Annotated in this window: 25 protein-coding genes and 2 pseudogenes; 17 read left to right on the top strand and 10 right to left on the bottom strand. The window is 69.6% G+C overall.

The annotated features are described in order from the left end of the window. Positions 1–70 precede the first annotated feature (70 nt). Together IE226_RS36360 and IE226_RS36355 are read left to right on the top strand one after the other, a co-directional pair. Complete coding sequence (locus IE226_RS36360; protein ID WP_190085762.1) at positions 71–673, top strand: CGNR zinc finger domain-containing protein; 603 nt, start codon at positions 71–73, stop codon at positions 671–673. Positions 674–1,238: 565 nt separating this feature from the next. Next, positions 1,239–1,709, top strand: a complete 471-nt coding sequence (locus tag IE226_RS36355; RefSeq protein WP_190085761.1) for a DUF6640 family protein — start codon at positions 1,239–1,241, stop codon at positions 1,707–1,709. 206 nt (positions 1,710–1,915) lie between these two features. Here the strand turns inward: IE226_RS36355 and IE226_RS36350 are convergent, their stop codons facing one another. Beyond that, complete coding sequence (locus tag IE226_RS36350) at positions 1,916–2,506, bottom strand: NUDIX domain-containing protein (protein WP_190085811.1); 591 nt, start codon at positions 2,504–2,506, stop codon at positions 1,916–1,918. Between the two features lie 136 nt (positions 2,507–2,642). Between IE226_RS36350 and IE226_RS36345 the strand changes: the two genes are divergently transcribed. After that, positions 2,643–2,840: a hypothetical protein gene (locus IE226_RS36345; RefSeq protein WP_190085760.1), complete on the top strand. Its 198-nt coding sequence runs from the start codon at positions 2,643–2,645 to the stop codon at positions 2,838–2,840. A 148-nt stretch (positions 2,841–2,988) separates the two neighbouring features. Here the strand turns inward: IE226_RS36345 and IE226_RS36340 are convergent, their stop codons facing one another. Further along, positions 2,989–4,002, bottom strand: a complete 1,014-nt coding sequence (locus tag IE226_RS36340) for a Rossmann-fold NAD(P)-binding domain-containing protein (protein WP_190085759.1) — start codon at positions 4,000–4,002, stop codon at positions 2,989–2,991. A gap of 85 nt (positions 4,003–4,087) precedes the next feature. Between IE226_RS36340 and IE226_RS36335 the strand changes: the two genes are divergently transcribed. After that, entirely contained in the window at positions 4,088–4,678 is a 591-nt protein-coding gene (locus tag IE226_RS36335; RefSeq protein WP_190085758.1) for a TetR/AcrR family transcriptional regulator, read from the top strand. Positions 4,679–4,786: 108 nt separating this feature from the next. On the opposite strand, the gene IE226_RS36330 is transcribed toward IE226_RS36335, so the two are convergent. Further along, positions 4,787–5,464 carry a molybdopterin-dependent oxidoreductase gene (locus tag IE226_RS36330; protein WP_190085757.1) on the bottom strand — a complete coding sequence of 226 codons (678 nt, stop codon included), beginning with the start codon at positions 5,462–5,464 and terminating at the stop codon, positions 4,787–4,789. Positions 5,465–5,644: 180 nt separating this feature from the next. Here IE226_RS36330 and IE226_RS44375 point away from each other — a divergent pair. Next, positions 5,645–5,713, top strand: a pseudogene (locus IE226_RS44375) (hypothetical protein); the annotation flags it as partial. Positions 5,714–5,771: 58 nt separating this feature from the next. Here the strand turns inward: IE226_RS44375 and IE226_RS44370 are convergent. From IE226_RS44370 to IE226_RS36310, 3 genes are all read right to left on the bottom strand, one after another. Continuing rightward, positions 5,772–6,017 carry a hypothetical protein gene (locus IE226_RS44370; RefSeq protein WP_229871760.1) on the bottom strand — a complete coding sequence of 82 codons (246 nt, stop codon included), beginning with the start codon at positions 6,015–6,017 and terminating at the stop codon, positions 5,772–5,774. 431 nt (positions 6,018–6,448) lie between these two features. Continuing rightward, entirely contained in the window at positions 6,449–7,864 is a 1,416-nt protein-coding gene (locus tag IE226_RS36315) for an FG-GAP repeat domain-containing protein (protein ID WP_190085756.1), read from the bottom strand. A gap of 297 nt (positions 7,865–8,161) precedes the next feature. Next, positions 8,162–8,674, bottom strand: coding sequence for a hypothetical protein (locus tag IE226_RS36310; RefSeq protein ID WP_229871767.1), 513 nt, complete (start codon positions 8,672–8,674; stop codon positions 8,162–8,164). Between the two features lie 225 nt (positions 8,675–8,899). Between IE226_RS36310 and IE226_RS36305 the strand changes: the two genes are divergently transcribed. The 4 genes from IE226_RS36305 (at position 8,900) to IE226_RS36290 (ending at position 12,747) form a co-directional block, all read left to right on the top strand. Further along, the gene (locus tag IE226_RS36305; protein ID WP_190085754.1) at positions 8,900–9,985 is read left to right on the top strand and encodes a zinc-dependent alcohol dehydrogenase family protein; all 1,086 of its coding nucleotides are present in this window, start codon (positions 8,900–8,902) and stop codon (positions 9,983–9,985) included. Positions 9,986–9,991: 6 nt separating this feature from the next. Next, entirely contained in the window at positions 9,992–10,279 is a 288-nt protein-coding gene (locus IE226_RS36300; RefSeq protein ID WP_190085753.1) for a hypothetical protein, read from the top strand. Between the two features lie 74 nt (positions 10,280–10,353). Beyond that, positions 10,354–10,797: a pyridoxamine 5'-phosphate oxidase family protein gene (locus IE226_RS36295; protein WP_229871759.1), complete on the top strand. Its 444-nt coding sequence runs from the start codon at positions 10,354–10,356 to the stop codon at positions 10,795–10,797. A gap of 216 nt (positions 10,798–11,013) precedes the next feature. Then, on the top strand, positions 11,014–12,747 hold the full coding sequence (locus tag IE226_RS36290) for a sensor histidine kinase (RefSeq protein ID WP_190085752.1): 1,734 nt from the start codon (positions 11,014–11,016) through the stop codon (positions 12,745–12,747). An 11-nt stretch (positions 12,748–12,758) separates the two neighbouring features. On the opposite strand, the gene IE226_RS36285 is transcribed toward IE226_RS36290, so the two are convergent. Beyond that, complete coding sequence (locus tag IE226_RS36285) at positions 12,759–13,442, bottom strand: response regulator (RefSeq protein ID WP_190085751.1); 684 nt, start codon at positions 13,440–13,442, stop codon at positions 12,759–12,761. 190 nt (positions 13,443–13,632) lie between these two features. Here IE226_RS36285 and IE226_RS36280 point away from each other — a divergent pair, with 190 nt between their 5' ends. Beyond that, positions 13,633–14,205 (top strand): SMI1/KNR4 family protein, encoded by a 573-nt coding sequence (locus IE226_RS36280; RefSeq protein ID WP_190085750.1) that lies wholly within the window; start codon positions 13,633–13,635, stop codon positions 14,203–14,205. 168 nt (positions 14,206–14,373) lie between these two features. On the opposite strand, the gene IE226_RS45140 is transcribed toward IE226_RS36280, so the two are convergent. The 3 genes from IE226_RS45140 to IE226_RS36265 all read right to left on the bottom strand — a co-directional run bounded on the left by IE226_RS45140 (position 14,374) and on the right by IE226_RS36265 (position 17,665). Further along, positions 14,374–14,658, bottom strand: coding sequence for a CBS domain-containing protein (locus tag IE226_RS45140; protein ID WP_308429584.1), 285 nt, complete (start codon positions 14,656–14,658; stop codon positions 14,374–14,376). A 40-nt stretch (positions 14,659–14,698) separates the two neighbouring features. Further along, on the bottom strand, positions 14,699–17,392 hold the full coding sequence (locus IE226_RS36270) for a bifunctional acetate--CoA ligase family protein/GNAT family N-acetyltransferase (protein ID WP_190085748.1): 2,694 nt from the start codon (positions 17,390–17,392) through the stop codon (positions 14,699–14,701). A 96-nt stretch (positions 17,393–17,488) separates the two neighbouring features. After that, on the bottom strand, positions 17,489–17,665 hold the full coding sequence (locus tag IE226_RS36265) for a HypC/HybG/HupF family hydrogenase formation chaperone (protein ID WP_229871758.1): 177 nt from the start codon (positions 17,663–17,665) through the stop codon (positions 17,489–17,491). Positions 17,666–18,095: 430 nt separating this feature from the next. Here IE226_RS36265 and IE226_RS36260 point away from each other — a divergent pair, with 430 nt between their 5' ends. The 7 genes and pseudogenes from IE226_RS36260 (at position 18,096) to IE226_RS36235 (ending at position 24,724) form a co-directional block, all read left to right on the top strand. Then, on the top strand, positions 18,096–18,968 hold the full coding sequence (locus IE226_RS36260; protein ID WP_229871757.1) for a universal stress protein: 873 nt from the start codon (positions 18,096–18,098) through the stop codon (positions 18,966–18,968). A 54-nt stretch (positions 18,969–19,022) separates the two neighbouring features. After that, positions 19,023–21,374: a phosphoketolase family protein gene (locus IE226_RS36255; protein ID WP_190085746.1), complete on the top strand. Its 2,352-nt coding sequence runs from the start codon at positions 19,023–19,025 to the stop codon at positions 21,372–21,374. A 30-nt stretch (positions 21,375–21,404) separates the two neighbouring features. After that, on the top strand, positions 21,405–22,259 hold the full coding sequence (locus IE226_RS36250) for a universal stress protein (RefSeq protein ID WP_190085745.1): 855 nt from the start codon (positions 21,405–21,407) through the stop codon (positions 22,257–22,259). A gap of 133 nt (positions 22,260–22,392) precedes the next feature. Continuing rightward, positions 22,393–22,510 (top strand): annotated as a pseudogene (locus IE226_RS44365) (polyphosphate kinase 2); the annotation flags it as partial. A 112-nt stretch (positions 22,511–22,622) separates the two neighbouring features. Beyond that, the gene (locus IE226_RS36245) at positions 22,623–23,087 is read left to right on the top strand and encodes a cyclic nucleotide-binding domain-containing protein (protein ID WP_190085744.1); all 465 of its coding nucleotides are present in this window, start codon (positions 22,623–22,625) and stop codon (positions 23,085–23,087) included. A gap of 200 nt (positions 23,088–23,287) precedes the next feature. After that, positions 23,288–24,235, top strand: coding sequence for an FAD-dependent oxidoreductase (locus IE226_RS36240; protein ID WP_190085743.1), 948 nt, complete (start codon positions 23,288–23,290; stop codon positions 24,233–24,235). Positions 24,236–24,490: 255 nt separating this feature from the next. Then, on the top strand, positions 24,491–24,724 hold the full coding sequence (locus IE226_RS36235; protein ID WP_190085742.1) for a hypothetical protein: 234 nt from the start codon (positions 24,491–24,493) through the stop codon (positions 24,722–24,724). Positions 24,725–24,788: the final 64 nt, after the last annotated feature.

Below are 24,788 nucleotides of genomic sequence, written 5' to 3'. Positions count from 1 at the left end.
TCACGGATAGGTTGCGGATTAACCGTGAGGCGACTGTACGTAAATCTCACGGATGAATGCAACCCGTACCATGAGAAGCGTGGAAGAGTTGATGATGGACGAAGCGCCCCTGCCGCCGGCACCGGGCGAGTCGGAGCACCCCTCCCTGGCCCTGGCCAACAGCGCCCTCGCCCTGCCCGGCGGGCACACGGCCGACCTGCTGGGCACCCCGGCGCAAGCCGAGCAGTGGCTGGCGCAGCGCGACCTCGCACCGGAAGGCACCGGCCTGGCGGAGGTATGCGCGACGCAACTGCGCTCGCTGCGCGAACAGGTCAGGTCACTGCTGGCCTCCCGTGTCGCCGGCCAGCCCGCCCTGCCCGCAGCCGTCACCGCGATCAACGACGCGATGACCCGCGTCCCCACCGCCTCCCTGCTGCTGTGGGACGAGAAGACCGGCCCCTACCGCGTCACCCCCCACCCCACCACCGCGATCGTCGAACACGCCCTCGCCGCCCTCGCCTCCGACGCCGCCGACCTGCTCACCTCCCCCGACGCCACCCGCCTGACCGCCTGCGCCTCCCCGCCCTGCAACCGTTTCCTGGTCAGACACGGGCGCCGCCAGTGGTGCTCCACCCGCTGCGGCGACCGCGCCCGCGCCGCCCGCGCCTACGCCCGCCGCAACGCGACGGGCTGACGACGCCGCATCGCCGGCCCGGCACGAGTCGCCGACACCGGTGCCGGACACGACGAGCACGCGAGCACGGGGCAACCGGTCCTGCAGACCCGCCTGTTCGACGGCCGCCCTGTCGCCGACTGCGGACAGACGCCGGTGCCGCGGCGCCGGCCGTGGGTGAGCGAGTCCCCTTGCCGTTCGGCACCGCGATGCTCCGCGGCCCGTTGTTGTAGTCAGCGGCGTGCTGCGCTGAGTCGGCCGTCGAAGGTGATGTCGAAGGCGTAGAGGACGGTCTTCCAGCGGCAGACACGCCGGTTCACCCGCACACCCATCGGGGCCGGCGCGCACCGCAGGCCGGTAGTTGACCGCTGGGAAAAGCGTTGAATCCCCTGGACGCGGCTTTCAGGCGCTGGTGCGGGGACACGCCCGGAGGCGGTGGCCGCACCGGCTACACGCCGAACCGGTGATCGAGTCGCCGGCTGACCGCAGAGCAAGCGGCGGCCGGGATAATTGGTACGTCGCCATCGGTCACCGACCACGGCACGGATTCCGGTTCTACCGACACCACAGGGCAGGAGCACCAGCCATGACCAACCGACTCACCGGCCGCATCAGCCTCGGCAAGGTACTGATCTCGGTTCCGGCCGTGATTGCCGGAGTGGGGCCCTACATCGCGGACTGGAACGAGACCCACATCCACAATCCGAACTGGCCACCGCACGCCAAATTCCACAACGCCCAAACCATGAGCCTGGGCGCCGGACTGGCCGGAGCCGCTCTCCTGCAGCTGTGGCGTCCATCTGATTCCACGGCCGGCGCCAAGGCCGCTCTGGACAGCGGGGCCGTGTCCGCCGCGCTGTACTGGGCCACGCAGATCTCCGCGCTTGCATACCCCGGCTCCCGAGCCGTCGATCCGCCCGGCAAACAGTTCTTCCCGCAAGCCGCCGTCGCCCTCCCCTCACTGACGCTCGTGGGACTGGGATACGCCCTGGAACGGCGACGCCTGCGCGACCAGGACGGCCGAAAGCGAGCGACGTCGGCGGCACGGCCGACCTGAACTGTCCCACGGGTCCGTCGACGACGCGGCCGGGTACCGAGGCAGCAGCGGTCAGGGCGGCCAGCAACTCCACTGGGAGAGGCCCCTTGACGTACTGGACACCACAAGGGCCCCACCCCTGAACGTCACGACATCGCGCCAACGAGCCCCCACCGCGTCGCGCGGAACAACCGACACCTTCATCTCGCCCCGGCTCAAGAGCACACTCACTGCACAGGCGCCCCACCAGCACGACCAGCACGACCACCACAACCAGCACGACCAGCGAAATACCGATCCAGAATCTCCGGACTATCGGGAGTGAAAGCCCGCTCCCGAAGGACCCGCGGCAGGTCAGACTCACTCAGCCAGCCGTGCCAGGCGACCTCATTCGAGTCCGGCACGACAGCCTGCGGAACGACGGCATCGCACACCCAAAGCCAGTGAGGGCTCAGCCCGCTCCGGTTAAGGAACTTGAACCGAAAGCGCACTGCCGCCGACACCCCCAGCTCCTCGTCCAACTCACGGACAGCTGCCTGCTCATAGGTCTCCCCGGCCCCCACAGCCCCACCGACTCCGACCTCGTAATACCCCGGGAACCGGGGCACCTGCCCAGCACGCCGGTGGACGAGGATCCGACCCTGCCGGTCGTGACACACGACCACGGCGACCCGGTGCAGCCAGCCCTCCCGGATGGCGTCCCTCCGACTCACCGGCCCCAGCACACGATCCTGAGCATCGACCCGATCCACGACTTCATCCATGCCGCACACGATCGCAGAGCCCACTGACAGCAACTCCGACGCCGCAACTGCCAAGTCTCCAGTCGGGCTGCAGATCCACACGCACTCCGGGCGGGCGCCGCTGCGGGTAGCCATATCCCTGCCCCTTGTGTGGTCGGAGCTCTTCTGACGTCCTCTCACACATTCTCTGTGCATGACAATGTGCAGGTTGATGTGCAACTTGCGTACCAGGGCCCGCTCTCTGCCCCACTCCCCTGGAGAACTGCACCAGCTCCTGCGGGTAGCCGGGTTCACGGGCATCGACGACACCAAAGCACTCGCGGAGGGCCGGCAGGTCACGGTCTTCGCCGATGCCGGAGAGCACAGCCTGGCCGACCTCGTACGGCACATGGGGCCCCGGCCGTCCTGATGACCTTCCACGACAGCGACGTGGGTTTCGTCGAGGCCCCCACCCCGGACGGGTGCGAGGCCGGGTCCAAAAGGGCGGCGGCCGGGGAGGCCATAGTGTGCAGCAGAATGTTGCTGCTGCGGTGGGTGGGGATCCTCTGAAGTGAAGGTCAGCTGTTGACGGGTGCGTCGATGAAGGCGCCGCCGGTCTCGGCCATCCGCTCGACCGCGTAGGCCGGGTCGAGCAGCGCCTCAGGAGTGTGGATGCCCGGCGTGACGGCGTCGCCGCGCAATCCGAGCAGGCGCTCGACGCCCAGGGCGATGCCGAGTGCGGTCAAGGGGCGCTGCCCTGCCGGGTGGACCAGGTAGTTGCTCGTACTGATCGGTGTACCTCCCTGATGTACTCCTTCGAGGTCGAGCCGGACCTCGAAGGAAGGGGGCTCGCCGCGGCGCCGGCCGGCGGACGTGCCCACGGCGAAGTCGAAGCGGACGTTCGGCGCGTTGGTCGCGAGGGCGAGACTTGGTACGTCGAGGATGGCGATGCTCTGGCCGGGCAGAACGGTGCCGTCGGCAGTGCGCACATCCGTCTGTGCGTCGGGTCCGTTGATCCAGGTGAAGACGCCGTCCCTGCGCACCATTCCCGCCGAGGTGGCGGTGGACCACCGCTGTAGATCGGCTACTCCCGCGGGCCCGCCGGTGTCCAGTTCGTCCAGGACGGCACTGATCCGGATGGTGTGGATCCGGTCGAACTGCCGGGCCCGGTGCAGTGCCGCGAGGACGACGGTACCGGCGCAGTAGTGGCTGGCCACCAGGATCGGCGTAGCGCCTGCCTGTTGGGCGCCCGCGACGACCTCCGGCGCGATGTCCGTCAGGCCGCTGGAGATGCTGAGGTAGGGCAGCCCGCGATGCTGCGCGTAGCGCAGAGCGTGCAAGCGTTCGTCCCATAGGGCGGCGATCACCGCGGAGTAGCGGGGAGCGGCCGGGAGGCCGAGATCGCCGCGTCGCAGATCGGTGGTCACGGCCGTTGCGGTGCCCAGTTCGTCGGCCACTCGCCGGGCGCGCTCGAGGTCACGGCCCGCGATCGTCAGCGGCAGGGCCGGGTGCCACCGGCGCAGAAGGGCAGCGGCCCCCGAGCCCGCCTGACCCGTACCGCCCAGTATCAGGACCGATTCCGGCTGTTCCACGGTGGGTTCCCCTCGCGTCCATGAAGCTACATTTTGTAACCTACGTTTTGTAGCTTACATTCGAACGTGAATGCAAGGGAGGACCATGGCCACCACATCGACCCGACTGTCCAAGCAGGCCAGACGGGAGCAACTGCTCGACACCGCGGTGGCGATCGTGCGTACCCACGGCACGGACGGTCTGACGCTGGTCACCCTCGCGGAAGCGGCCGGGGTGAGCAGACCGATCACATACGGCCACTTCGCCACCCGACCGGGCCTGCTGCTCGCGCTCTACCGACGGCTCGACGAACGCCACCGGGCCGCGATCACACAGGCGTTGCAGGATGCCGTACCCGACGCCGGTGCGGTCGCACGCGTCATAAGCGCCGCCTACTTCGCCTGCGCCACCGACATGCCAGAGCTCAGCGCCGTTTCCGCCGCGCTCAAAGGAAGCCCGGAAATGGAGGCCATCCAGCACGAATTGACGGACAGCTACACGGACCTGATGGTCACGGCGCTGCTGCCGCACTCCGGCCTTGCACCCCGAGCCCTTCGGCTGCACTGCGTCGGCATGCTGGGCGCGGCGGAGGCGATGGCCGCCGAGCTGAACGGCGGACGGGCAACCGAGGGCGAAGCGGTCACCGCGCTGACCGACCTCATCCTGGGCGGCCTCCATGCCAGGGCCAACCGCTAGGGCCACAATGGAAAGGCCCTCGGCCAGGGGGTTGTTGATCTTTGCCCGTCTTAAGGGCGGTATGGGCGCCACGACGACGCCCGCAGCATCTGCCATCGCCCCCAGCCGTCACCCCTGTCGCGCACTCCCACCCTTCGCACTGAGCGCCCTGATCACCACGACCACCCCCCGGTACAGCGGCCGCACCACCCGGCCGGGCAACCGGCGGTGCCGCTCCTCCTTCCACACCCGGGCCCGGGCGTGCGCCGCGAGAGGCGACCACGGGTCGGTGGCCCGGGGCTCGGTGGCGTGGAACTCGATCCGGCAGAGGTGCTTGATGTTGACGTATCCGTACTGCCACGGGCTGACCAGCCGTACCGGAGCCCCGTGATCGCCGGTGAGCGGCTCCCCGCCGAGCCGCTCGGCGACGAGCACGTCCTCACCGAGCGCATCCTCCAGCAGCACCAGCGCCCGCATCCCGTCCGACCCCACGAACACGAGGTGGCTCACCACCGCCCCCGGCCGCAGCCGCGGCTCCACCAGCACCCGGTAGAAGTCCTTGAACGCGACCCCCTCCCACACCAGACCGGTCGCCGACCACCCGGCCACACAGTGGAAGTCGGCCCGGACCTCGCGCCGCGGCAACTTCCCCAACTCCGCCACCGACAGCGCGACGCCCTCCGTCAGAACGCCCCCCAGCTCGATCACCGGATCCGCCGGTATGGGCGGCGGCGGGTTCTTCAGGTCCTTGCCAAAGCGCGGGAACCCGCTGATGGCACGTTGTCCTGGGGGAAGGCGAAGCGTCATGTCGATCCTCCGTTAGGCACCCAACTCGGCCACCCGACAAGCTACTTCACTACGCCTCGCGCCTGACCGACTAGTGCAAGTCCTCCTGCAGCGGCGGCACCAGCGGTGACTGCCTCGAAGTGAACGACTCCGCCTGCCCCCGCCCGCCTCCCCCTCCGCGACAGCAAGAACCCCGCAGGACCGGTCGTCCTCTTCCCGGCCGACGCTTGGACGACCTTCGTCGGATCCCTCAGTGGGCGTGTGAGTTGACGCCCGTTTCGGGCATTCGGGTAAGTCGAAGTCTGCTGCTCGGGGGTTCGCCGGGCGGCTATGGCCGCGGCTGGGTGAACAGCCCCTGCCCGGGCTCGATCAGGATTCCTCGATCAGCCAGCCGCTTGAGCTTGAGGCGGACATTGTTGATGTTGTCGGGCGCAACCGCCAGGTCCATGGCCTCGCATACCGCCCGCGCGCGGAGCGGGGAGTCGGCCGCGCAGAACACGGCCATGATCGGCTGGCAGGCCGGATGGTCCGGCAGCGTCGGGGCCGGCGGAAGGGGCGTGGGTGGATCGGGCATCTCCAGCAGCGTCTTGCGGGTGATCCGGCCCTCTTCGACAGCTTTGTCGTACCCGCCCGGCAACGCGGGCGGACCCGCGCTCTCCTCCCGGGCCGCCCCGGCCTGCGCGGTGATCTCTCGCTCCCGCTCCTCCAGTCGTGCGCTGGCGGGCGCCGGTCCTTAGCGGTGGCTGGCCTGACTACCAGGGCGCTTGGTACGCCGGCAAGACCTGCTGACAGGTACCGGCGCGCGACGCGGAGACGGCAAACCGCGCGCCCAGGCAATGTAGCTTGCACGGCGGCCCGCCGGTTGACCCGCGGGCCGCCGCACCTCCGTGTGATCCCACCACTCGGGCCCGGCAACCCGAACACGGCTTCCGCCACATCCGGAGAGCCCCTACCGGTTTCACCCGGCGGGATACCGACGCGAGATCAGGGATGAAGCCCGCGGCGTCAGTTCCGCGAGTCCATCCCCACCTTCGCGGCTCCGGTGAGTTTCGGGGCCTTGGCGGGGAACTTCGCTTTCCCTCCCGGGAACAGCAGGAGGCCGTCCGGCGTCTCGGCCACCACGTCCGCATGCGTGTCGCCGTTGATGTCCAGCAGGGGCAGGGTGGCGCTGATCGATTTTTGGCCGTAGGTCTTCGCGTCGAAGGCGGTGGACCGGGACGGGTCGGGGCCGGAGCCGTCGGTTGCGCCGGGCAGCAGCGTGAAGCGGCCCGCCTTGTCCTCGCCCGGGGTGTTGACCACCAGGTCGGGATGCCCGTCATCGTTCACGTCGCCGGTGCCGGAGACGGCGCCGAACATGTCCCTGCCCTGCGAATCGCCGGGGATACCCGGGGTCTCCTGGTCGTAGACCGTGTTGCGACGGCCCGTACCAGGGCCGCCCGCGGCGCCGTAGACGATGGTGAGCTGTCCCGCGTCGAGGCCGTCGGCCGGCGACGAAATGCCCCCTCCTCCGACGAGGAGGTCGGTGATGCCGTCGCCGTCCGCGTCGCCGGCCAGCGGTGTCAGGACTCCGTCCTCGGTGCTGTTGTCCAGGCCCTCGGGCAGGGCGGCCGGGACAGGCCCGTCAGAGCTGCCGCGGAAGTAGGCGGCTGCCGGGATCGGGTCTGAGCCCGGCTCCTCGTCGTCCGAGTACGGCGGGCTGCCGGTGAAGAGCAGGTCGTCAAAGCCGTCGCCCTCGAAGTCGCCGGCGGTGGCCCCGCCTCCGGCGGCCTTCCAGTCCTGCTCCACCAGCCGGGCCGGGGCGCCGTCCCGGCCGAACGGGCCGTACGCAATCCGCCCTGGTATCCGGGAGGGGTCCTTCTCCTGTGCCCCCTTGCCGCGGTCGATCAGGTCGAGGGCCCCGTCACCGTTGACATCAGCCACGGCCATCGCGAGGAACTGGCGCTTGGCGGTCACGGTCACCGGTTTGCCGAGGCCGTTCATACCGCCGAACATGACCACTGCCTGGTAGGCGGCGCCCGGCTCGGTTTTCCGGCCCGGTCGCGTGGGTTCACGGGTGGCGACCAGGTCCGTGAAGCCGTCGCCGTCGAGGTCGCCGCGGAGCAGCGGGCCGCTGTAGACGTCGCTGTAACGCGTGGCGCGGGCCGCGTCCAGTCCGCCTTTCGAGCCCGGGACGACGACTACGTGCCAGGCCCATGACCCGCCGGAGGCGCGGTTCGCCTCGACGGTGACGAAGTCGTCATAGCCGTCCTTGTCGAAGTCGCCGGTGCCGGGCTCGCTACGGCCGTCGCGATCGCGCGGCGCCGGGCGGCTCTCCCCCGTACCGTCGGCTGTCCCGTCCCGGCTCCCGCCATTGCCTGCGCAACCCGTGAGCAGGAGGGCCGTGCAGCCCAGCAGGGCGATTGCGAACCGGGGTGCAACCACGTGGGCTCCTGACGCAAGGGTGTTGTCGGAAGAGTCTGCCCTGCCACTCGTCACAGCGGAGCCAGGATCCGGGGCCGCATACGCAAATGCCTACGCACTCATGAGCTCTCCCGCTGCCACCCCTGACGATCAGCACCGTAACAAGAGATCGGCTTGTCACAGATCCGCTCTTCCGCTTTACGCCGGGCGAGGACTAGCCGAGTCCACCAGGCCGCAGCACGGATCGGCATCCCAGCGCAAGCTGCCCTGCTGCCGGTCATCGAGGGCGACCGGAGAGAGACCGGCCGCCAGTGATGGTCAACGGCCCAGCCTGTGCCGGACGTAACCCCGGTGGGGCGCATCGACCTCGATGCGATTCTCGTCCAGGCCGTTGACGATCCGCAGGCAGCCGCCGGCGAAGACGAACTCCACCGCCACCGTTCCAGCCGCCAAATCATGCTCCGCCGGCCGCCACTCAAGGAGCGTGACCTCTCGCAGTTCCCGGCCGACGAACGGTTCGAGGCTCTCATCTTCGTGAGACCACTGCGGCGTGAACTCGGACCACTCCCAACCGGTGATGGTCGCCGCGGTGTCGATCGTGTCCCAGCCGATCGAGAGTTCGTCGAACTTCCAGTGGCACACCTCCACCTGGATACCGTCGAAGGCCAGCACCACCGGGCAGTCGGCGAACCAGTCCCCGTCCTCGACGAACCGCACCAGCGCGAACCCCGTCAGCCGCCTATCAGTCAGCGCCGCCAGGCTCGATCCGTGCGCCTGCCGAATCGCGTTGACCCCCGTCAGGAACGACGGCTCGAAACCAGAAATACCCATGTCCACAGCACCTGAGTCTCCCGGCCTTCGGGCCGGCCGGCCAGCAGATATCGGCCAGCGGGATCTTCGGCACCACTCGGCACCACCCCCGTCCCGGTGACCGCTTGCCGACGCGGAGACAGGGCCGGTCCGGTTCGGCTAATGGGACCGATCGGCCCATGCGGGGAGCGCCTGTTCCCGACAGGCTGGAGGAACCCGAGTCAGGGGCCCAGGAGAGGAATCGTCATGAAGGCACTCGTCTTCCACGGTCCGGGCCAGTCCGCCTGGGACTCCGTCCCCGACCCCGGCGTCCAGGAGGCCACCGACGTGATCGTCCGGGTGGACGCCGTCACGATCTGCGGAACAGACCTGCACATCCTCAAGGGCGACGTGCCGGAAGTACGCCCCGGAACGGTCCTCGGCCATGAAGCCGTCGGTGAAGTGGTCCAGGTCGGAAGCGATGTGCGCACGGTGCGTCCCGGCGACCGGGTCCTGGTCTCGTGCATCACGGCGTGCGGCCGATGCCGCTTCTGCCGCAAGGGCTCCTACGGCCAGTGCCTCGGCGGCGGCGGCTGGATCCTCGGACACCGGATCAACGGCACGCAAGCCGAGTACGTCCGCGTGCCTCACGCGGATCTGTCCGTGCATGCGTTGCCCGGCTCGGTGGCTAGTGCGGACGCCGTGCTCCTGGCCGACATCTTTCCCACCGCCTACGAGGTGGGCGTGCTGAACGGCCACGTACAGCCGGGTGACACCGTCGTCGTGGTCGGGGCCGGCCCCATCGGGCTCGCCGCGATCGTGACGGCAGGACTGTTCACCCCGGAACGGATCATCGCCGTGGACCTTGCCGACACCCGGCTCGACGCGGCCAAGCGTCTCGGTGCCGACGTGACCGTCGACGCGGGCAGTGGACCCGAGCAGCTGGTCGCCGACCTCACCGACGGACTCGGGGCAGATGTCGTCATCGAAGCGGTAGGGGTGCCCGAGAGCTTCGAGATGTGCACGCGCATGGTGCGGCCCGGAGGGCACGTGGCCAACGTCGGCGTGCACGGCAAGCCCGCGACACTGCACCTGGAAGACTTGTGGATCAAGAACGTGACGATCACCACCGGTCTCGTGGACACCTCCTCCACACCCACGCTCCTGCGCATGCTGTCGGCCGGACGACTGCCCACGTCGTCCATGGCCACCCACACCTTCCCGCTGGACAGCATGGAAGAGGCGTACGACGTGTTCTCCCATGCGGCCGGCACCGGCGCGCTCAAGGTCGTCCTCGGCGGCCAGTCCCATACCGCCCTGGCCCGCACGGCGCCCTCTTCTCCCAAGGAGTGAGATCCCATGACCGGAGAGCAGCCTTCGAAGGCCGGGTGGGCAACGACCGCAGGCGCGCGGGGCAACATGGGGCGGGCCGGCGCTCTGGAAACCACCGCGGCGGAGCTCTGCGGCGGCGGTGTCGACCAGCCGCCCGGCCTCGGCCGGGCCGCACGCCACCCCATCGACGACGCTCTCAGCCGCGGCTGGAGCGTACTCGTCCGCGGCCGCGCCAGGGCTGTGTCCGACCCTGGCGCCGCGCGCCGGTTGCAGGACCAGGCTTACAGCTCCCCCCGGGGCCGGCGGACGGTGTGATCTGTGGGTGCGCATAGAGCTCGACAGCGTGAGCGGACGCGGGATCACCGCGGTCCCTGCGTCTGTGGGAGGGGGTGAGTGATGTGCTCGGCGACCGGGTCCGGGAACTCGACCGGCAGGAGTCTCTGCGCCTGCTGGCCAGGGCTTCGGTCGGTCGCATCGTCCACACTCGCGATGCTCTGCCCGCCGTCTGTCTCGTGCATTTCAGCCTCGACGCCGACACCACCGTCCTGGTGCGGGTCGCGGCGGACTCGGAGTTGAGCCGCGCACTGGACGGCGCCGTGGTCGCCTTCGAGGCGGACGAGATCGATACCGCCGCGCGCTCCGGCTGGAGCGTCGTGGTCATCGGCAGGTCCACGGTGGTGAACGAACCGGCTGTCTACGAGCGGCTCTCCCGATCCGGCCCGGACGCCCGGGCCGGATCGCCCGCAGACGTCCTCGTTCGCGTCGATGCCGAGCTGGTGACGGGACGTGAATTCGTCGGCAGTGCCCCTCTCCGTGTGGGGAGAGGCGGCTGAGGAGCGATCGCGGCTCGTCCTCAGAGGTACTGGCACAGAGGCCGGCCTGCGCACGCGATCGAGCCACCGGTAGAGCCCCCTCGCCGTCCCGCACGCGAAACTTCCCGACCTCGTGCCGGAATCGGTCTCGTCACGCTCTCCCGCTTCCCCGTCGTATGGCTACTGTTTGGGGCACACGTGTACGCCCTGTCCGACACACCCCGGCGGAGGCAGCGCATGGCCGGCGAACAGCGCGGCAGCTCAGAGCAGTTACCACGCTTACGGCTCGATGAGCTGCTCGAAGAACTCCAGGTACGCATCGACGCGGTCCGCGGCACCAGGGACCGGTTGCAGGGCCTGCTGGAGGCGGTGCTCTCGGTCGGGCGAGAGCTGGATCTCCCTCAAGTGCTCCGGCGCATCGTCGAGACCGCCGTGACGTTGGTGGACGCGGAGTACGGAGCGCTCGGCGTCATCGGCGCGGGGCGCAAACTGGACGAGTTCCTGCCGGTGGGGATCAACGGCCAGGTCCAGGCACAGATCGGCGATCTCCCCTCGGGGCACGGGCTGCTCGGCGAGTTGATCCGGCACCCCGAGCCGTTGCGGCTTCGCGAGCTCTCGGAGCACCCGGCCTCGTCCGGCTTCCCGGCTCATCACCCGCCCATGCACACGTTCCTCGGCGTGCCCATCCGAGTACGCGAGAAGGTGTTCGGGAACCTCTACCTCACCGAGAAGCGAGGCGGGACCGAGTTCGACGCCGAGGACCTGGCGGTGCTGTCCACCCTTGCCGTGGCTGCGGGAGTGGCCATCGAGAATGCCCGGCTTTACGAAGAGGCGCGCCTGCGCGAGCGGTGGCTGACCGCCGGCGCCGAGCTCACCAACGCCCTGCTGTCCGGAACGCCAGAGGCCCGCGTACTGGAGTTGATGGTCGAGCGCGCCCTGGCGATCACTGCGGCCGACATCGGCGTGGTGGATCTGGTGGTGGCCGAAAGTCAAGAGCTGCAAGAGGCCCTTGCCCTCGGTGAGGGCGCTGAGGTGCACCAAGGCCAGCGAATTCCGCGACAAGGAACCCTGGCCGGAGCCGCGTTGAGCGACGGCGGGCTGGTGGCCACAGAAGACGTGGCCAGTGATCCCCGGGTCACCTTCGCCCCGGAGAGGTGGAAGGGAATGGGCCCGGCGGTGGCTGTTCCCATGGGTACGGCCGACGGGTTGCGCGGAGTGCTGGTTCTCGCACGGCGCACCGGCCGGCCTTCCTTCCGCCAGGCCGAGATCGCTCCCCTGCCCGGGTTCGCCGGACAGGCCGCGCTGGCCCTGGAGATGGCGGGCCGCCGGCGGGACGCCGAGCAGATCAGTCTGCTCGAGGACCGGGACCGGATCGCCAGGGACCTGCACGACCTTGCCATTCAACGTCTGTTCGCGACCGGCATGACCCTTCAGAGCGCGCAGCGTTTCGTCCGGCATCCCGAGGCTTCCGAGCGCCTGACACGGGCAGTGGACGATCTTGACACCACGATCAAGATCATTCGATCGACCATCTTCGGTCTCCGCGCTCATGATGCGAGCACCGTGGGCGGTCCCGGGCTACGCGGGCGGGTCGCGCGGACGTTGGAGGAAGCGGTTGCTGTCCTCGGCTTCACCCCCGCGCTACGCATGGAGGGCCTGATCGACGTCGATGTTCCCGCCACCGTGGCCGACGATGCGGTGGCCGTGCTGAGCGAGGCGCTCGCCAACATCACCCGGCACGCCCGGGCATCGGCCACGGATGTCTCCGTCGTCGTACGAAAGGGGCAGCTGACGCTCAGCGTGACGGACAACGGCGTCGGCATCGGCATCGGCATGGAAGAGAGCGGGCGTCGGAGCGGTCTGCGCAACATCGCCGAGAGGGCCGAGGGGCTGGGCGGCACGCTGACCACAGGGAGCGGACCGGATGGCGGCACATGCCTGGAGTGGCAGGTTCCGCTGCCGGGCCGGTGAGTGCGGTGCGGTCAGGTCGGACGGTCCGAGTCGAAGTGGGCGGCGATCACGGCGGCTTGGATGCGGCGTTCGACTCCCAGCTTCGCCAGGAGCCGGGAGATGTGGTTCTTGACGGTCTTCTCGGAGAGGTAGAGCCGCTGGCCGATCTGGCGGTTGGTCAGGCCCTCGCCGATCAGGGCCAGGACGCTGCGCTCACGATCGGTCAGCCCCGCCAGCTTGTCGTCCGGTGAGGCCGCCGCTTCGGCCGGACCCCGCAGCGTACTCATCAACCGGGTCGTGGTGGCCGGGTCGAGCAGGGACTGGCCGGAGGCAACGGTGCGGACGGCGTCGATCAGATCCGTGCCCTTGATCTGTTTCAGTACGTATCCTGCCGCGCCCGCCATGATCGCGTCCAGGAGGGCGTCGTCGTCATCGAAGGAGGTCAGCATGAGGCAGGCCACCTCCGGCATCTGCGAGCGCAGTTCGCGGCAGACGGTGATGCCGTCGCTGTCGGGCAGGCGGATGTCCAGGACGGCCACGTCCGGACGCAGGGCGGGACCACGGACCATGGCCTGCTCGCCGGTGCCTGCCTCGCCGACGACCGAGATGTCGAGTTCCGCGTCGAGCAGGTCGTGGACTCCCCTGCGCACGACCTCATGATCGTCGAGGAGGAACACGCGGATCGGGTGTTCCGGCGAGAACGTACGTGCGGCCATGATCGCCCCCTGAGTGTCGACGGCCCTCATGCAGATCGTGTCGGGTGGCTGGTGCGGCGCGCCAGGGCCGGATGGGCCCCAACGACACTGCTCCGAGGCCATCACTCGGAAACCACCTCTGAACTCCGGCGGGTGTCTTGCCCGTTGACGAGTTGGGATCCTTGGCCTCCAGCCGGGTGGAGGAGGGCGCGTGAGCGTCGAGGAATCGTGGGGAAAGATCGAACGCTGGATAGCCCGGCATGCGCCGGAGGAAGACCCATTGCCGGCTCCGTGTACTCGCGCAGACCTGGATGCCTTGTACGAGTCTCTCGGCGGGCAGCTGCCGGATGATGTCGAGCGCTCGCTGCTACGCCACAACGGGTCAGGCCTGACCGTGATTCTCCCGCCGAGGTTCACGCTCCTGGGCGTCGAGGACATCCTCAAGAAGCGTGCGACCTGGTTGAAGTACGCGGCACCGGACGACTGCAACCTGGCAGAAGGAGACAAACCCTTTCTCGTGCCGTTCGCGGCGTTGAGCGTTACCCAGCTCCTGGTCGACATCAGGACAGGCCGTATCGGCTGGTGGGACATCGAGCAGGGCTTCGCCCGGGAACGTGATCCCCTCTGGCATTCCTTCACCAGCGCGCTGGACTTCGTGGGAAACCTGCTGTCCTCGCCGCGTCCATGGATCGCGATACTGCCGGGTGACGAAGAGTGGGAGGTGACCGACAGACACCCGGATTTCCCGAGGACGCTCGTATGGACCGAAGACCCCGTCGACTGACCATGTGACCACACCGCCTGCACGAGCGAAGTGGGGTGGTGGAGTGCGGGAGCTGCGCCTCGTGCACGTGGTCCAGGAAGGCCGTGCAGCCCGGGACGTCGGGAGCGCACAGGAGGTAGATGTGCAGGGTCTGGCTCTCGATCCATTCGCCGCGGTACAACAAGCATCTCAGCTCACGCGGGGGCCGGGGCGGCCGTGATGCCGCAGGCGGCCCACGCCTCCACGACGTCGCTGCGGCGACGGGCTCGTCCGACGTAGTCGGAAGCGACTCGGCCGCTGGTCCGGGACGGGGGCCTGCGCCTCTCGCACGAGCAGATTGGTCTCGGAGATCACTCCGATCACCTTCTCGTCCGTGTCGATCACGGGAAGCCCCCTGATGCGCTGCTCGGCAATCAGCTTGGCCACGTCCTTGAACGGCGTGCCGTACCGGGCGCCGACGACCTCACCGGTCATCACAGAGCCGATCTTGCTGTGCTTTGTCTCTGTCTCCTCCTCAGCGCAGCCGGCGCAGATACGGGTCATGGGCGGTCCGCGGCAGCAGACGTACGCGCGCATCGAGTGCCGTGACGCCGCCGGGACGTGCCAGGACGGGGTTGAAGTCGGCCTCGGCAAGCTGCGGCAGGTCGCCGGCCATCCGCGACAGCCGGTGCAGCAGTTGCTCCAGGCCTTCGAGGTCGACGGGCCCGCCGCCTCCGTGGCCGAAGAGCAACGGGGCACAGCGCGGCGAGGTGATCAGGTCATGGACGTCGAAATCGGTGAGCGGAGCCAAGCGCGCCGAGTGATCGGCCAGCAGCTCGGTGGCACTGCCGCCAAGACCGAACAGGACCAGCGGGCCGAAAACCTCGTCCTGGACGACGCCCGCGAACATTTCGGTGCCACGCTCGGCCAACGGCTGCACCACCACCCCGGACAGCAGCCCGGCGAACCTGGTCTCGAAGTCTCGGAAGGCGGCCCGTACTTGGGCGTCTCCCTGCAGGTCGAGGTGGATGGCTCCTTGCTCGCTCTTGTGCAGCAGGCCGGGCCAGTGCGCCTTCAGCACGACCCGGCCGTCCGGACCGCGCAACCGCTCGGCGGCGATGACGGCCTCGTCCTCGGTCTCGGCCCAGGCCCAGCGGAGTTGGGGTATGCCGTAGCAGGCGAGGAGTTCGGCGCAGGTACGCGGATCCAGCCAGCCGCCTTCGGGGTGACCGGCCAACCAGGCGTCGGCCACGGCGTGGGCCTGCGCCGTCTCGATCCGTGCCAGGTCGGGAACGCTGCCGGGCGGCCGGGACAGCCACCGGGCGCGGCGGACCGCGTGGGCCAGGGATCGGGCGGCGGACTGCGGATCGGCGTAGGACGGTATGGAGCCGGTGGTCGTGGTGGGCAGCAGCCGCACGGGCAGCTCCTGGTCGAGGCGGACCGCGACAACAGCTCCAGCATGCCGACCGGGTGCCTGGGTGAGGGCCCGGGCGAGGTCGGCCCCGGTCGCCGTGGCGACCGCAGTGGGGACCAGTACCACCAGGACGGCGTCGACGGAGCCGGACAGCGTGAGCCGGTCCACGCACTTCCTGAGCTGATCCTCGCTGACGGCCGCGGTGGCATCGATCGGGTTGGTGGTCGATGCGCCCTCGGGCAGGACGGCGAGCAGGTCGGCGGTGAGGTCGGCCGGCAACAGCGGCAGGGTGAGTTCCGCTTCGGCGCAGGCGTCCGCCGCGAGGACTCCCGCACCGCCCGCGTTGGTGATGATGGCGACGCGGTTTCCGTCGGGCGCGGGCTGGGAGTGCAGCAGGGCGGCGGTTTGAATGAGCTCAGCGATCGTTCGGGTGGCCGTGATGCCGGCCTGGGTGAACAGGGCCTGCCGGGTCATGGTCCGCGGGGCCGCGGCGGCGGTGTGCGAGGCGGCGGCACGCCTGCCGGCGTCGGTGCGGCCCGCGTCGACGGTGAGAACGGGTATGCGCCTGGTCACCCGTCGCGCCGTCCGCGAGAATGCCCGGGGGTTTCCGAAGGACTCCAAATGCAGCAGGGCCAGGTCCGTGACGCCGTCGCACTCCCACCACTGGAGCAGGTCGTTGCCGCTCACGTCGTACTTGTCACCGAGCGAGACGAAGGTGGAGATGCCAAGGCCCAGGCGGGACAGGCCGTCCAGCAGGGCGATGCCCACTCCCCCGGACTGCACGGCGACACCGGCCGTGCCGGGACGTGGACGGCGGGCGGCGAAGGTCGCGTCCAGCGCCACCTCCTTGTCCGTGTTGGAGACGCCGAGGCAGTTCGGGCCGACCAGGCGCATGCCGTACGTCCGGCAGGTGGCCAACAGGGCGGTTGCCTGGACGGCGTCCAGGCCGGCCGTGACGACCACCAGGGCGCGCACACCCGCCTTGCCGCACTCTTCCGCCGTGGCGGGCAGGGCCGACGCGGGTACCGCCAGGACCGCCAGGTCGGGGACCCGGGGCAATGCGCCGACCGACGGATAAGCAGGCACGCTCATCAGCGACGAGACGCTCGGGTTGACGGTGAAGAGCTGCCGGGTGAAGCCGCCCGTTCGTAGGTTGCGCAGGACGGCCCGGCCGACCGAACCGGCCTTGCGGCCCGCGCCGACGACGGCGATGGAGCCAGGCCTCAGCAGCGGTTGGAGGCTGGCCACGTCGGCGGCGCTGCCGCGCTCCTCGACGGCCGTCAGGTAGGTTTCGTCCTCCTCCAGCTGGATGGTGCAGCGCACCTCGGGGCCGTCGAAGCAACGGGCGGTGCGCAGCCCGAGGCCGGCGAAGACCCTCAGCACCTCGTGGTTCTCGGCGAGCGCGTCGGCGGTGAACGCGGTGATGCCATCGGCGCGGGCGGCGGAGACCAGGTGTTCCAGAAGCAGGGTGCCGACCCCCCGGTGGTGCAGGCCCTCCGCCACGGCGAGCGAGATCTCGGCGGTTTCGGGCTCGCCCGCCCTCTCGTACTCGGCGAGACCGATGATCTGGTCCTTGGTCTCGGCCAGGAGCGCCCTGTACCCGGGGCGGGCCGCGGCGCATGCACGGTCCGCGGCTTGTGCCGCGGACCGGCGGCTCGCCGTGAAGAAGCGCAGCCGAAGGTTCTCCGGTGACATCTCCTCGTAGAGGCCGCGCAGTTGGGAGTGATCGTCGGGTCGGACGGCCCGTATGCAGGTCGTCGTCCCGTCGGCGAGCAGGGCGTGGACCGGAGGTCGGCTTCGCGCGTCGTGCGTCATCTCGGGCCTCCTGACGGCAGTTCGTCCCTTCGAGGATCGGTCGGTCAGGTGCGGCGCCCCAGGGGCTGGCCGGGTACGGCCGAGGGCCGACCGGCCCTATATGACCGATCCGCGCAGCGACCCGCCGAGTTCTGCCTCCACAGCCCCGGCCATCGCTCGCAGGACGGCCAGGGTCTGCTCGCCCTCGGCTTCGTCGACCTCGGTGATGGCGGATCCGACGTGCACGATGACGTACATGCCGACCGCGCGGTCGTCGGTGTGCAGGCGAGGCATGCCTCGCGTCGCACGCCCCCGACGTCGACCGTGGCACGCGGAATCCGGCATCGTCCCTGATCTCCAGGGCCCGGCCGGGATGCCCGGGCACATCGCGCTCATTCCTCCGCCAGGCGGGCGGCAGCGACCTGCCCGTAGCTGATCCGCCGTCGCCCGCCGGAACCACTCGCGGAGCCAGTCGATCGCCACCCGGCCCGGGCCGTCGTCGCACCGGAACTCGTTGCCGACGCCGATCACCGCGATACGCGTCCGATGGGGCATCGCCCCTCCTTCCGCCGGGCCGTGCTGCCACTGTGCGGATGTGTCGGCAGCCTCGACAGGGGCCGAATGTCCCCGACCGGGGCCGGTTCGCCCCTCCCCGGCCGGTCTTCTCGGTGGAACCGTCCGGAGCAGAGCCCCTGCCAGGGGCATGCCGGAAGGTGGTGGCACCGTGAACAAGCCCGACAAGCCCCTGATCGCCGGAGTCGACGGCTCGGATCCGAGTCTGCGCGCGCTGGACTGGGCGGTGGACGTGGCCGTTTCGTACGGTGTGCCGCTGCGGGTCGTCCATGCGTCGCGGTGGGAGTGGTACGAGGGGCACGAACCGTCCTTCGGCATCAACCGGCCGTCCGTACAGGCCCTTTCGGACCACATCGCGGCCTCGGCGGTCGAGCGGGCCCAGCGCCGCACCAGTGCCGTGAAGGTGACGGGCGAGGTGTTGTCCGAGGACCCGGCCGTCGCGCTCGCGCGACTCGGTTCCGAAGCCGGCGCCGTCGTGGTCGGCAGCAGAGGGCGCGGTGAGCTCACCGAGCTGCTGCTGGGCTCGGTCAGTCTCTCCGTCGCCGCGCACGCGGCGTCACCGGTGATCGTCGTACGCGGCCACGAGAAGAACGTGAAGGGCGGCTTCCGCAGCGTGGTCCTCGGCATCGACCTGCCGCAAGAGGCGACCCTCGCCGTGGATTTCGCCTTCCGCGAGGCGCAGTCACGAGACGCTTCCCTGTCCGTCGTGCACACCTGGCGCTGCCCGGCGCTGGAAGTTCCCGACTTCCCCACGGCGGTCCACGACGAACATCAGCAACGTGCCACGGCTCAGGTCGAAGAGATCCTGCGGGAGGCGTTGGCCGCCTATCCCGACATCGCGGTCCGCCGCAAGGTCGTCGAAGGCCACGCGCGCACCGTGCTCCTCGACGCTTCACGCACGGCGGATCTCCTGGTGGTCGGCGCCCGCCGTCGCAAGGGGCACGTCGGCATGCAGCTCGGCCCGGTCAACCACGCGGTGCTGCACCACGCGGCATGCCCGGTGGCTGTCGTCCCGCACGCCTGAACACGCGCCGTAAACGCAGAGACATACCCCGCATCCCTACACGCTGGAGGCACCGTGGCATCCGCCCGACTGACGACCCTGGACGCCCACTGGCGCGCCGCCAATTACCTGGCCGTCGGCCAGATCTACCTGATGAGCAACCCCCTGCTGACCGAGCCGCTGCGGCCCGAGCACATCAAGCCGCGCCTCCTTGGCCACTGGGGCACCTCCCCCGGCCTCAACCTCGTCCACACCCACCTCAATCGCGTCATCAAAGAGCGCGATCTGGACGCCCTGTGCGTGTGGGGCCCCGGGCACGGCGGCCCGGCCGTGCTTGCCAACTCCTGGCTGGAGGGCTCCTACAGCCAGACCTACCCCGACATCACCCGGGACGCGGAGGGCATGGCGAAGCTGTTCCGGCAGTTCTCATTCCCCGGCGGTGTGCCCAGTCACGTGGCACCGGAGACTCCCGGCTCGATCCACGAGGGCGGGGAGCTCGGCTACTCCCTCGCGCACGCCTACGGCGCCGCCTTCGACAACCCCGGCCTGCTGGTGGCCTGCGTGATCGGTGACGGCGAGGCCGAGACGGGCCCGCTGGCCGCCTCGTGGCACTCCAACAAGTTCCTCGATCCGGTGCACGACGGCGCGGTCCTGCCGATCCTCCATCTCAACGGTTACAAGATCGCCAACCCGACCGTGCTCTCCCGCGTCCCCGAGGCCGAACTGGACTCCCTCCTCAAGGGCTACGGCCATGAGCCGCTGCACGTCACCGGCGACGACCCGCGCAAGGTCCACCAGGCGATGGCCAAGGCCATGGACCAGGCCCTCGACCGCATCGCCGCCATCCGACAGTCCGCGCGGAGCGCGACCGGGCACGGCCGTGCACGCTGGCCTGTGATCGTGCTGCGCACTCCCAAGGGCTGGACCGGCCCTGCGGCCGTGGACGGCGTACCGGTCGAAGGCACCTGGCGCTCCCACCAGGTCCCTCTTCCCTCCGTGCGCGAGAACCCGGACCACTTGGAGCAGTTGGAGGCGTGGCTGCGTTCCTACCGGCCGCAGGAACTCTTCGACGAGCACGGCCGCCCCTCCCCCGCGGTTCTGGACTGCGTCCCCGCCGCCCGCCGGCGCCTGGGCTCCAACCCGCACGCCAACGGCGGACTGCTCACCCGCGATCTGCCGACGGAGCCGCTGGAGCGCTTCGCCGTCCCCGTCGACAAGCCCGGAGCCACCCTGCACGAGCCCACCCGGGTCCTCGGCGGCCTGCTCGCACGGATCATGGCGGACACCTCCGAGCGCCGTGACTTCCGGGTCGTGGGCCCCGACGAGACCGCCTCCAACCGCCTCACCGCGCTGTACGACGTGACGGACAAGGCCTGGCAGGCCCAGACCCTCGACACCGACGAGCACCTCTCCGGGGACGGACGCGTCACCGAGATCCTCTCCGAGCACCTGTGCCAGGGCTGGCTGGAGGGCTACACCCTCACCGGCCGCCACGGCCTGTTCTCCAGCTACGAGGCGTTCGTGCACATCGTCGACTCGATGGTCAACCAGCACATCAAGTGGCTCAAAACCTCGCGGCTGCTGCCGTGGCGCGCGCCGGTGCCCTCCCTCAACTACCTGCTCACCTCGCACGTCTGGCGCCAGGACAACAACGGCTTCTCGCACCAGGACCCCGGGTTCGTGGACCACGTACTCAACAAGAGCCCGGAGGTCGTCCGCGTCTACCTGCCGCCGGACGCCAACACCCTGCTGTCCGTGGCCGAGCACGTCCTGCACAGCCGCGACCACGTCAACGTCGTCGTCGCCGGAAAGCAGCCCTGCTTCGACTGGCTCACCCTGGACGAAGCCCGCAGCCACTGCGCACGCGGCGCCGGCATCTGGGGATGGGCCGGAACCGAAAGCGGTGAACGCGGGCCCGACGTGGTGCTGGCCTGCGCGGGAGACGTCCCCACCCAGGAAGTACTGGCCGCGGCAGGCCTGCTACGCGACCACCTGCCCGAACTCGCCGTGCGCGTGGTCAATGTCGTCGACATGACACGACTGCTGCCCCGGGAGGAACATCCGCACGGCATGTCCGGCTCCGCATACGACGCGCTCTTCACCGCCGACAAGCCGGTCATCTTCGCCTACCACGGCTACCCGTGGCTGGTACACCGTCTCGCCTACCGCCGCACCGGCCACGCGCATCTGCACGTACGCGGCTACAAGGAGGCAGGCACCACCACCACGCCTTTCGACATGGTCGTGCGCAACGACCTCGACCGCTACCGCCTCGTCATGGACGTCATCGACCGCGTCCCCGGCCTCGCCGTCCGCGCCGCGCACGTCCGTCAGACCATGGCCGACACCCGCAGCCGCCACCATGCCTGGATCCGCGAACACGGCACCGACCTCCCGGAGGTCGCCGACTGGACCTGGACGGGTTGATCCTCCGACCGCACCCCGGAGGTGCACAGCATGCCCACACCGCAGACCATCGCCGCCGGCATCGACGGCTCGCCCGAGAGCCTGGCCGCCGCCGACTGGGCGGCCCGCGAAGCCCTGCACCGCGCTCTGCCGCTCCACATCGTCCACGCCTACGACCAGCCCTCGGAACGCATCAACCTGCCGGAGATCGAAGTCCCGTTCCACCGCGAGAGCGGCGCGCTCGACCGCGCCGTCCGGCAGATCTCCCACGCACACCCCACCCAGGAAATCCTGCACGAGCAGGTCACCGGACCACCGACGGAGGCCTTGCTGGCCACGTCAGGATCATCGGCTCTGTTGGTCCTCGGCTCGCGCGGCTTCGGCGCGCTCGCCGGCGTCCTGGTCGGTTCGGTGGCTCTGGCAGTCGCGGCACGAGCCCACTGCCCGGTCGTCCTGGTGCGGGCCGAAGACCGTACCGAGGACGAGGGAGAGCCATCGCCAGAAGGATTAGGCCGTCCAATCGTGCTCGGCCTGGACATGTACCGGCCCTGCGACGAGCTGCTGGAGTTCGCCTTCTTCACTGCCTCCACCCGCCGCGCCCCGCTCCATGTCGTACACGCCTGGGCGACTCCCCTGGTCCCCTCCGCTGATGCCAGCGATCCGGCGGCCACGAAATCCCGCCACCTCACGGCAGCCCTCGCTCCCTGGCGGCACAAGTTCCCGGGAACACAGGTCACCGAGCGGCTCGTACACGGTCTGGCCGGCCATCACCTCGTCAAGTCGGCCGCGGACGCCGACCTGCTCGTAGTCGGCCGCCGCATCCCTGCGGGGGCCCGTCTGGGACGGACCGCGCACTCGGCGATCCACCACGCCCGGTGCGCGGTCGCGATCGTTCCGCACGCCTGACAGATGCTCTCCATCCCGCGGTAAGCGCAGGAGAACGCGAAGCGCCCGCGCGACCGGACCGACTCGGTCGCGCGGGCGAGCGCGGCATGCGCGCATCGCGCTCAGATGTGCCGCACCGGGACGGTCCCGGTTGCCGAGCGACCTGGAGTCGATCACGCGCTGGGAGGCGTACTCGCGGGCAAAGGACGAGATGTTCGCACACGGACATCCCCGAAGCCCCGCGATACGTGACCGAGAGCGACGACAACCAGGAACGCGGGACCAGATGGCCCGGCCGAACGTCCGGGTGGCCCATAGCCGGTGCCCGCAGCTCCGACACATGCTGAATGCGACAGGTCAAAACGCCCGTCCTGGAGGGCCGTCATGAATTCTTCGACCTCACACGGCATGCTGCGGGTCCTGCCCGCCGAGCTCCGGCAGCGGTTGATGCGGATCGCACGCGAGGTGTCAGTCCCGCAAGGAACCCGCCTCTTCGAGGAAGGCGGACGTGCCGACCGGTTCTGGATCATCCGCACCGGCACGATCGCCCTCGATGTCCACGTGCCCGGTCGGCGATCAGCCGTCATCGAGACTCTCGGTCACAACGAACTCGTCGGCTGGTCCTGGATGTTCGGACCACACTCCTGGCATCTGGGAGCCGAGACCACAACGCCCGTACGGGCATACGAGTTCGACGCTGTGGCCGTTCGGGCCATGTGCCAGGACGACCCTGCCCTGGGCTACGCGGTCACCCAGTGGGTGGGCAACATCGTCGCCCGGCGACTGCGTTTGTCCCGCACTCGGCTGCTTGACCTGTACGCCCCGTACGGCAGCGGCACCCCCCTGTGATCACACCTCGAATCCGACGCGACAAAGGAGTGAACGATCAAGGAGTGAAACCATGCACGCCCGGCACGCCGCAACGCCTGACCTGGACGACGCGGGGCCAACCTGGCCTAGCACTGGTGGCCAGGCAGCGCTACCGGGGATGACATGTACCTATGAGAACCACACATGATGCTGCGGCGCCTGGTCTCCGGGAGAAGCACATGCCCACCAGGCCTTCGGCCGACGTCGTCGTTGTGGGCAACGGCGTTCTGGGACTGTCCGTCGCCGTCGCGGTGGCACGGCGCGCGCCCGCGCTTCGAGTCGCCGTGATCGGACCGCCTGAGAGGCCAGGGGCCGCCTCAGCCGCAGCTGGTGCGATGTTCAACTGTTTCGGCGAGGTCACCCAGTACACGGCCCGGCACCCGGCGGCCGAGGCGAAGTTCGCGATCGGACGACAAGCGCTGGACATGTGGCCCCAGTGGCTGGACATGCTCACCGCGGCGGCGGGCCCGGAAGGCGACGCGCTGCGCGCCAGCCGCGTGGAGGGGACCTTCGTCGTACTGGGCGGCCGTTCGGGGCGGGTCGCCACACGTAATTTCAAGGCCATCCGGGCCGCTCTGGCCGAGCACGACGAGCCTCATGAGTACGTCGACCCGACCGACGTCGAGATCGACGGCCTCTCACCCGACCTCGCTGCGCGCCCCTTCCACGCGCTCTACCTGCCGCGTGAGGGGGCCGTGGACGCCCGCCGCGTACTGAGCGCGCTGGAAGCAGCCTGCCGCCGGCACAACATCACCATGGCGCCCCACACCGTGAGCCGCCTGAGCACCGGCCGGGGCAAGATGCAAGGTGTCCACCTGAGCGACGGGAGCCGCATCGACACGGGCACGGCAGTGCTCGCGGCAGGCAGCCAGAGCGCCGCTCTCGCCGCCCCCGAACTGCCGCCCGGTGCCATGCCCCCGCTGCTCCACGGCACCGGCCTCGCCCTGGTGGTCGAGCCGCCACGCCCGCGGCCCGCCACGTCATCCGTACCCCGAACCGGGCCGCGACGTGCGGCATGCACACGGTGCCCCTTCCCGCGAGCGGACAGCAGTACTTCGGTGCCTCCAACGTCATCACCAGCACCCCGGTCGCCGGGCCCGAGTTCGGCGCCGGCAAGGGCATGCTGAACTCGGTGTGCGAACAGATCGACCGGCGTATGGCCTCCTGGCCCATCGTCCGATGGCTGCAGGGCGTGCGCCCCATCTCGCTCGACTGCTTCCCCGTGATCGGCCCGTGCAGCATCGGCCACCGGTACCTACCGCGACGGATTCCACTGCTCCCCGGCCATCGCCGAACATATCGCCGACCTTCTGCTGGACCCCACACGACCGACCGGCTCTCATTTCGCACCGTTCGCCCCCGAGCGGTTCCCGATCGAGACCATGACGGTGGAGGAGTCGGTCGCCGAACTGGCCGTCCACAGCGCTGACGTCGCCCACGAGAACGGCCTCAAGCTCCCTTGGTGGATGGACGACAGCTGGGTCGCTGACCATCAGTGCCAGTACATCAAGCAGGTGTACGAGGACCTGGAGGAGCCCATCGCCTTCGCTCCGGAGATCATGGAGTCCCTGCGGGATCTCGCCGACCCCCTCTATGTCAACTTGACCCGGTCCTAAAGGACCGGGCTTGGAGGTAGGGCGTCACTGGCGGTGACGTGGCCTCCTCCGTCCAGACACCCCT

Source organism: Streptomyces longisporoflavus (assembly GCF_014649775.1).
In the GTDB taxonomy this organism is placed as follows: domain Bacteria; phylum Actinomycetota; class Actinomycetes; order Streptomycetales; family Streptomycetaceae; genus Streptomyces; species Streptomyces longisporoflavus.
Note: the sequence above shows the minus strand (reverse complement) of the source record. Positions and strands in the feature narration are given on the sequence as shown.

What these genes read in the sequence shown, in the direction of transcription:
- IE226_RS36360 (WP_190085762.1), top strand. Translation starts at nt 71, where the DNA reads ATGAGAAGCGTGGAAGAGTTGATGATGGACGAAGCGCCCCTGCCGCCG.
- IE226_RS36355 (WP_190085761.1), top strand. Translation starts at nt 1,239, where the DNA reads ATGACCAACCGACTCACCGGCCGCATCAGCCTCGGCAAGGTACTGATC.
- IE226_RS36345 (WP_190085760.1), top strand. Translation starts at nt 2,643, where the DNA reads ATGTGCAACTTGCGTACCAGGGCCCGCTCTCTGCCCCACTCCCCTGGA.
- IE226_RS36335 (WP_190085758.1), top strand. Translation starts at nt 4,088, where the DNA reads ATGGCCACCACATCGACCCGACTGTCCAAGCAGGCCAGACGGGAGCAA.
- IE226_RS36330 (WP_190085757.1), bottom strand. Translation starts at nt 5,464, where the DNA reads ATGACGCTTCGCCTTCCCCCAGGACAACGTGCCATCAGCGGGTTCCCG.
- IE226_RS44370 (WP_229871760.1), bottom strand. Translation starts at nt 6,017, where the DNA reads ATGCCCGATCCACCCACGCCCCTTCCGCCGGCCCCGACGCTGCCGGAC.
- IE226_RS36310 (WP_229871767.1), bottom strand. Translation starts at nt 8,674, where the DNA reads ATGGGTATTTCTGGTTTCGAGCCGTCGTTCCTGACGGGGGTCAACGCG.
- IE226_RS36305 (WP_190085754.1), top strand. Translation starts at nt 8,900, where the DNA reads ATGAAGGCACTCGTCTTCCACGGTCCGGGCCAGTCCGCCTGGGACTCC.
- IE226_RS36300 (WP_190085753.1), top strand. Translation starts at nt 9,992, where the DNA reads ATGACCGGAGAGCAGCCTTCGAAGGCCGGGTGGGCAACGACCGCAGGC.
- IE226_RS36290 (WP_190085752.1), top strand. Translation starts at nt 11,014, where the DNA reads ATGGCCGGCGAACAGCGCGGCAGCTCAGAGCAGTTACCACGCTTACGG.
- IE226_RS36285 (WP_190085751.1), bottom strand. Translation starts at nt 13,442, where the DNA reads ATGGCCGCACGTACGTTCTCGCCGGAACACCCGATCCGCGTGTTCCTC.
- IE226_RS45140 (WP_308429584.1), bottom strand. Translation starts at nt 14,658, where the DNA reads ATGACCGGTGAGGTCGTCGGCGCCCGGTACGGCACGCCGTTCAAGGAC.
- IE226_RS36270 (WP_190085748.1), bottom strand. Translation starts at nt 17,392, where the DNA reads ATGACGCACGACGCGCGAAGCCGACCTCCGGTCCACGCCCTGCTCGCC.
- IE226_RS36265 (WP_229871758.1), bottom strand. Translation starts at nt 17,665, where the DNA reads ATGCCTCGCCTGCACACCGACGACCGCGCGGTCGGCATGTACGTCATC.
- IE226_RS36250 (WP_190085745.1), top strand. Translation starts at nt 21,405, where the DNA reads ATGCCCACACCGCAGACCATCGCCGCCGGCATCGACGGCTCGCCCGAG.
- IE226_RS36245 (WP_190085744.1), top strand. Translation starts at nt 22,623, where the DNA reads ATGAATTCTTCGACCTCACACGGCATGCTGCGGGTCCTGCCCGCCGAG.
- IE226_RS36240 (WP_190085743.1), top strand. Translation starts at nt 23,288, where the DNA reads ATGCCCACCAGGCCTTCGGCCGACGTCGTCGTTGTGGGCAACGGCGTT.
- IE226_RS36235 (WP_190085742.1), top strand. Translation starts at nt 24,491, where the DNA reads ATGACGGTGGAGGAGTCGGTCGCCGAACTGGCCGTCCACAGCGCTGAC.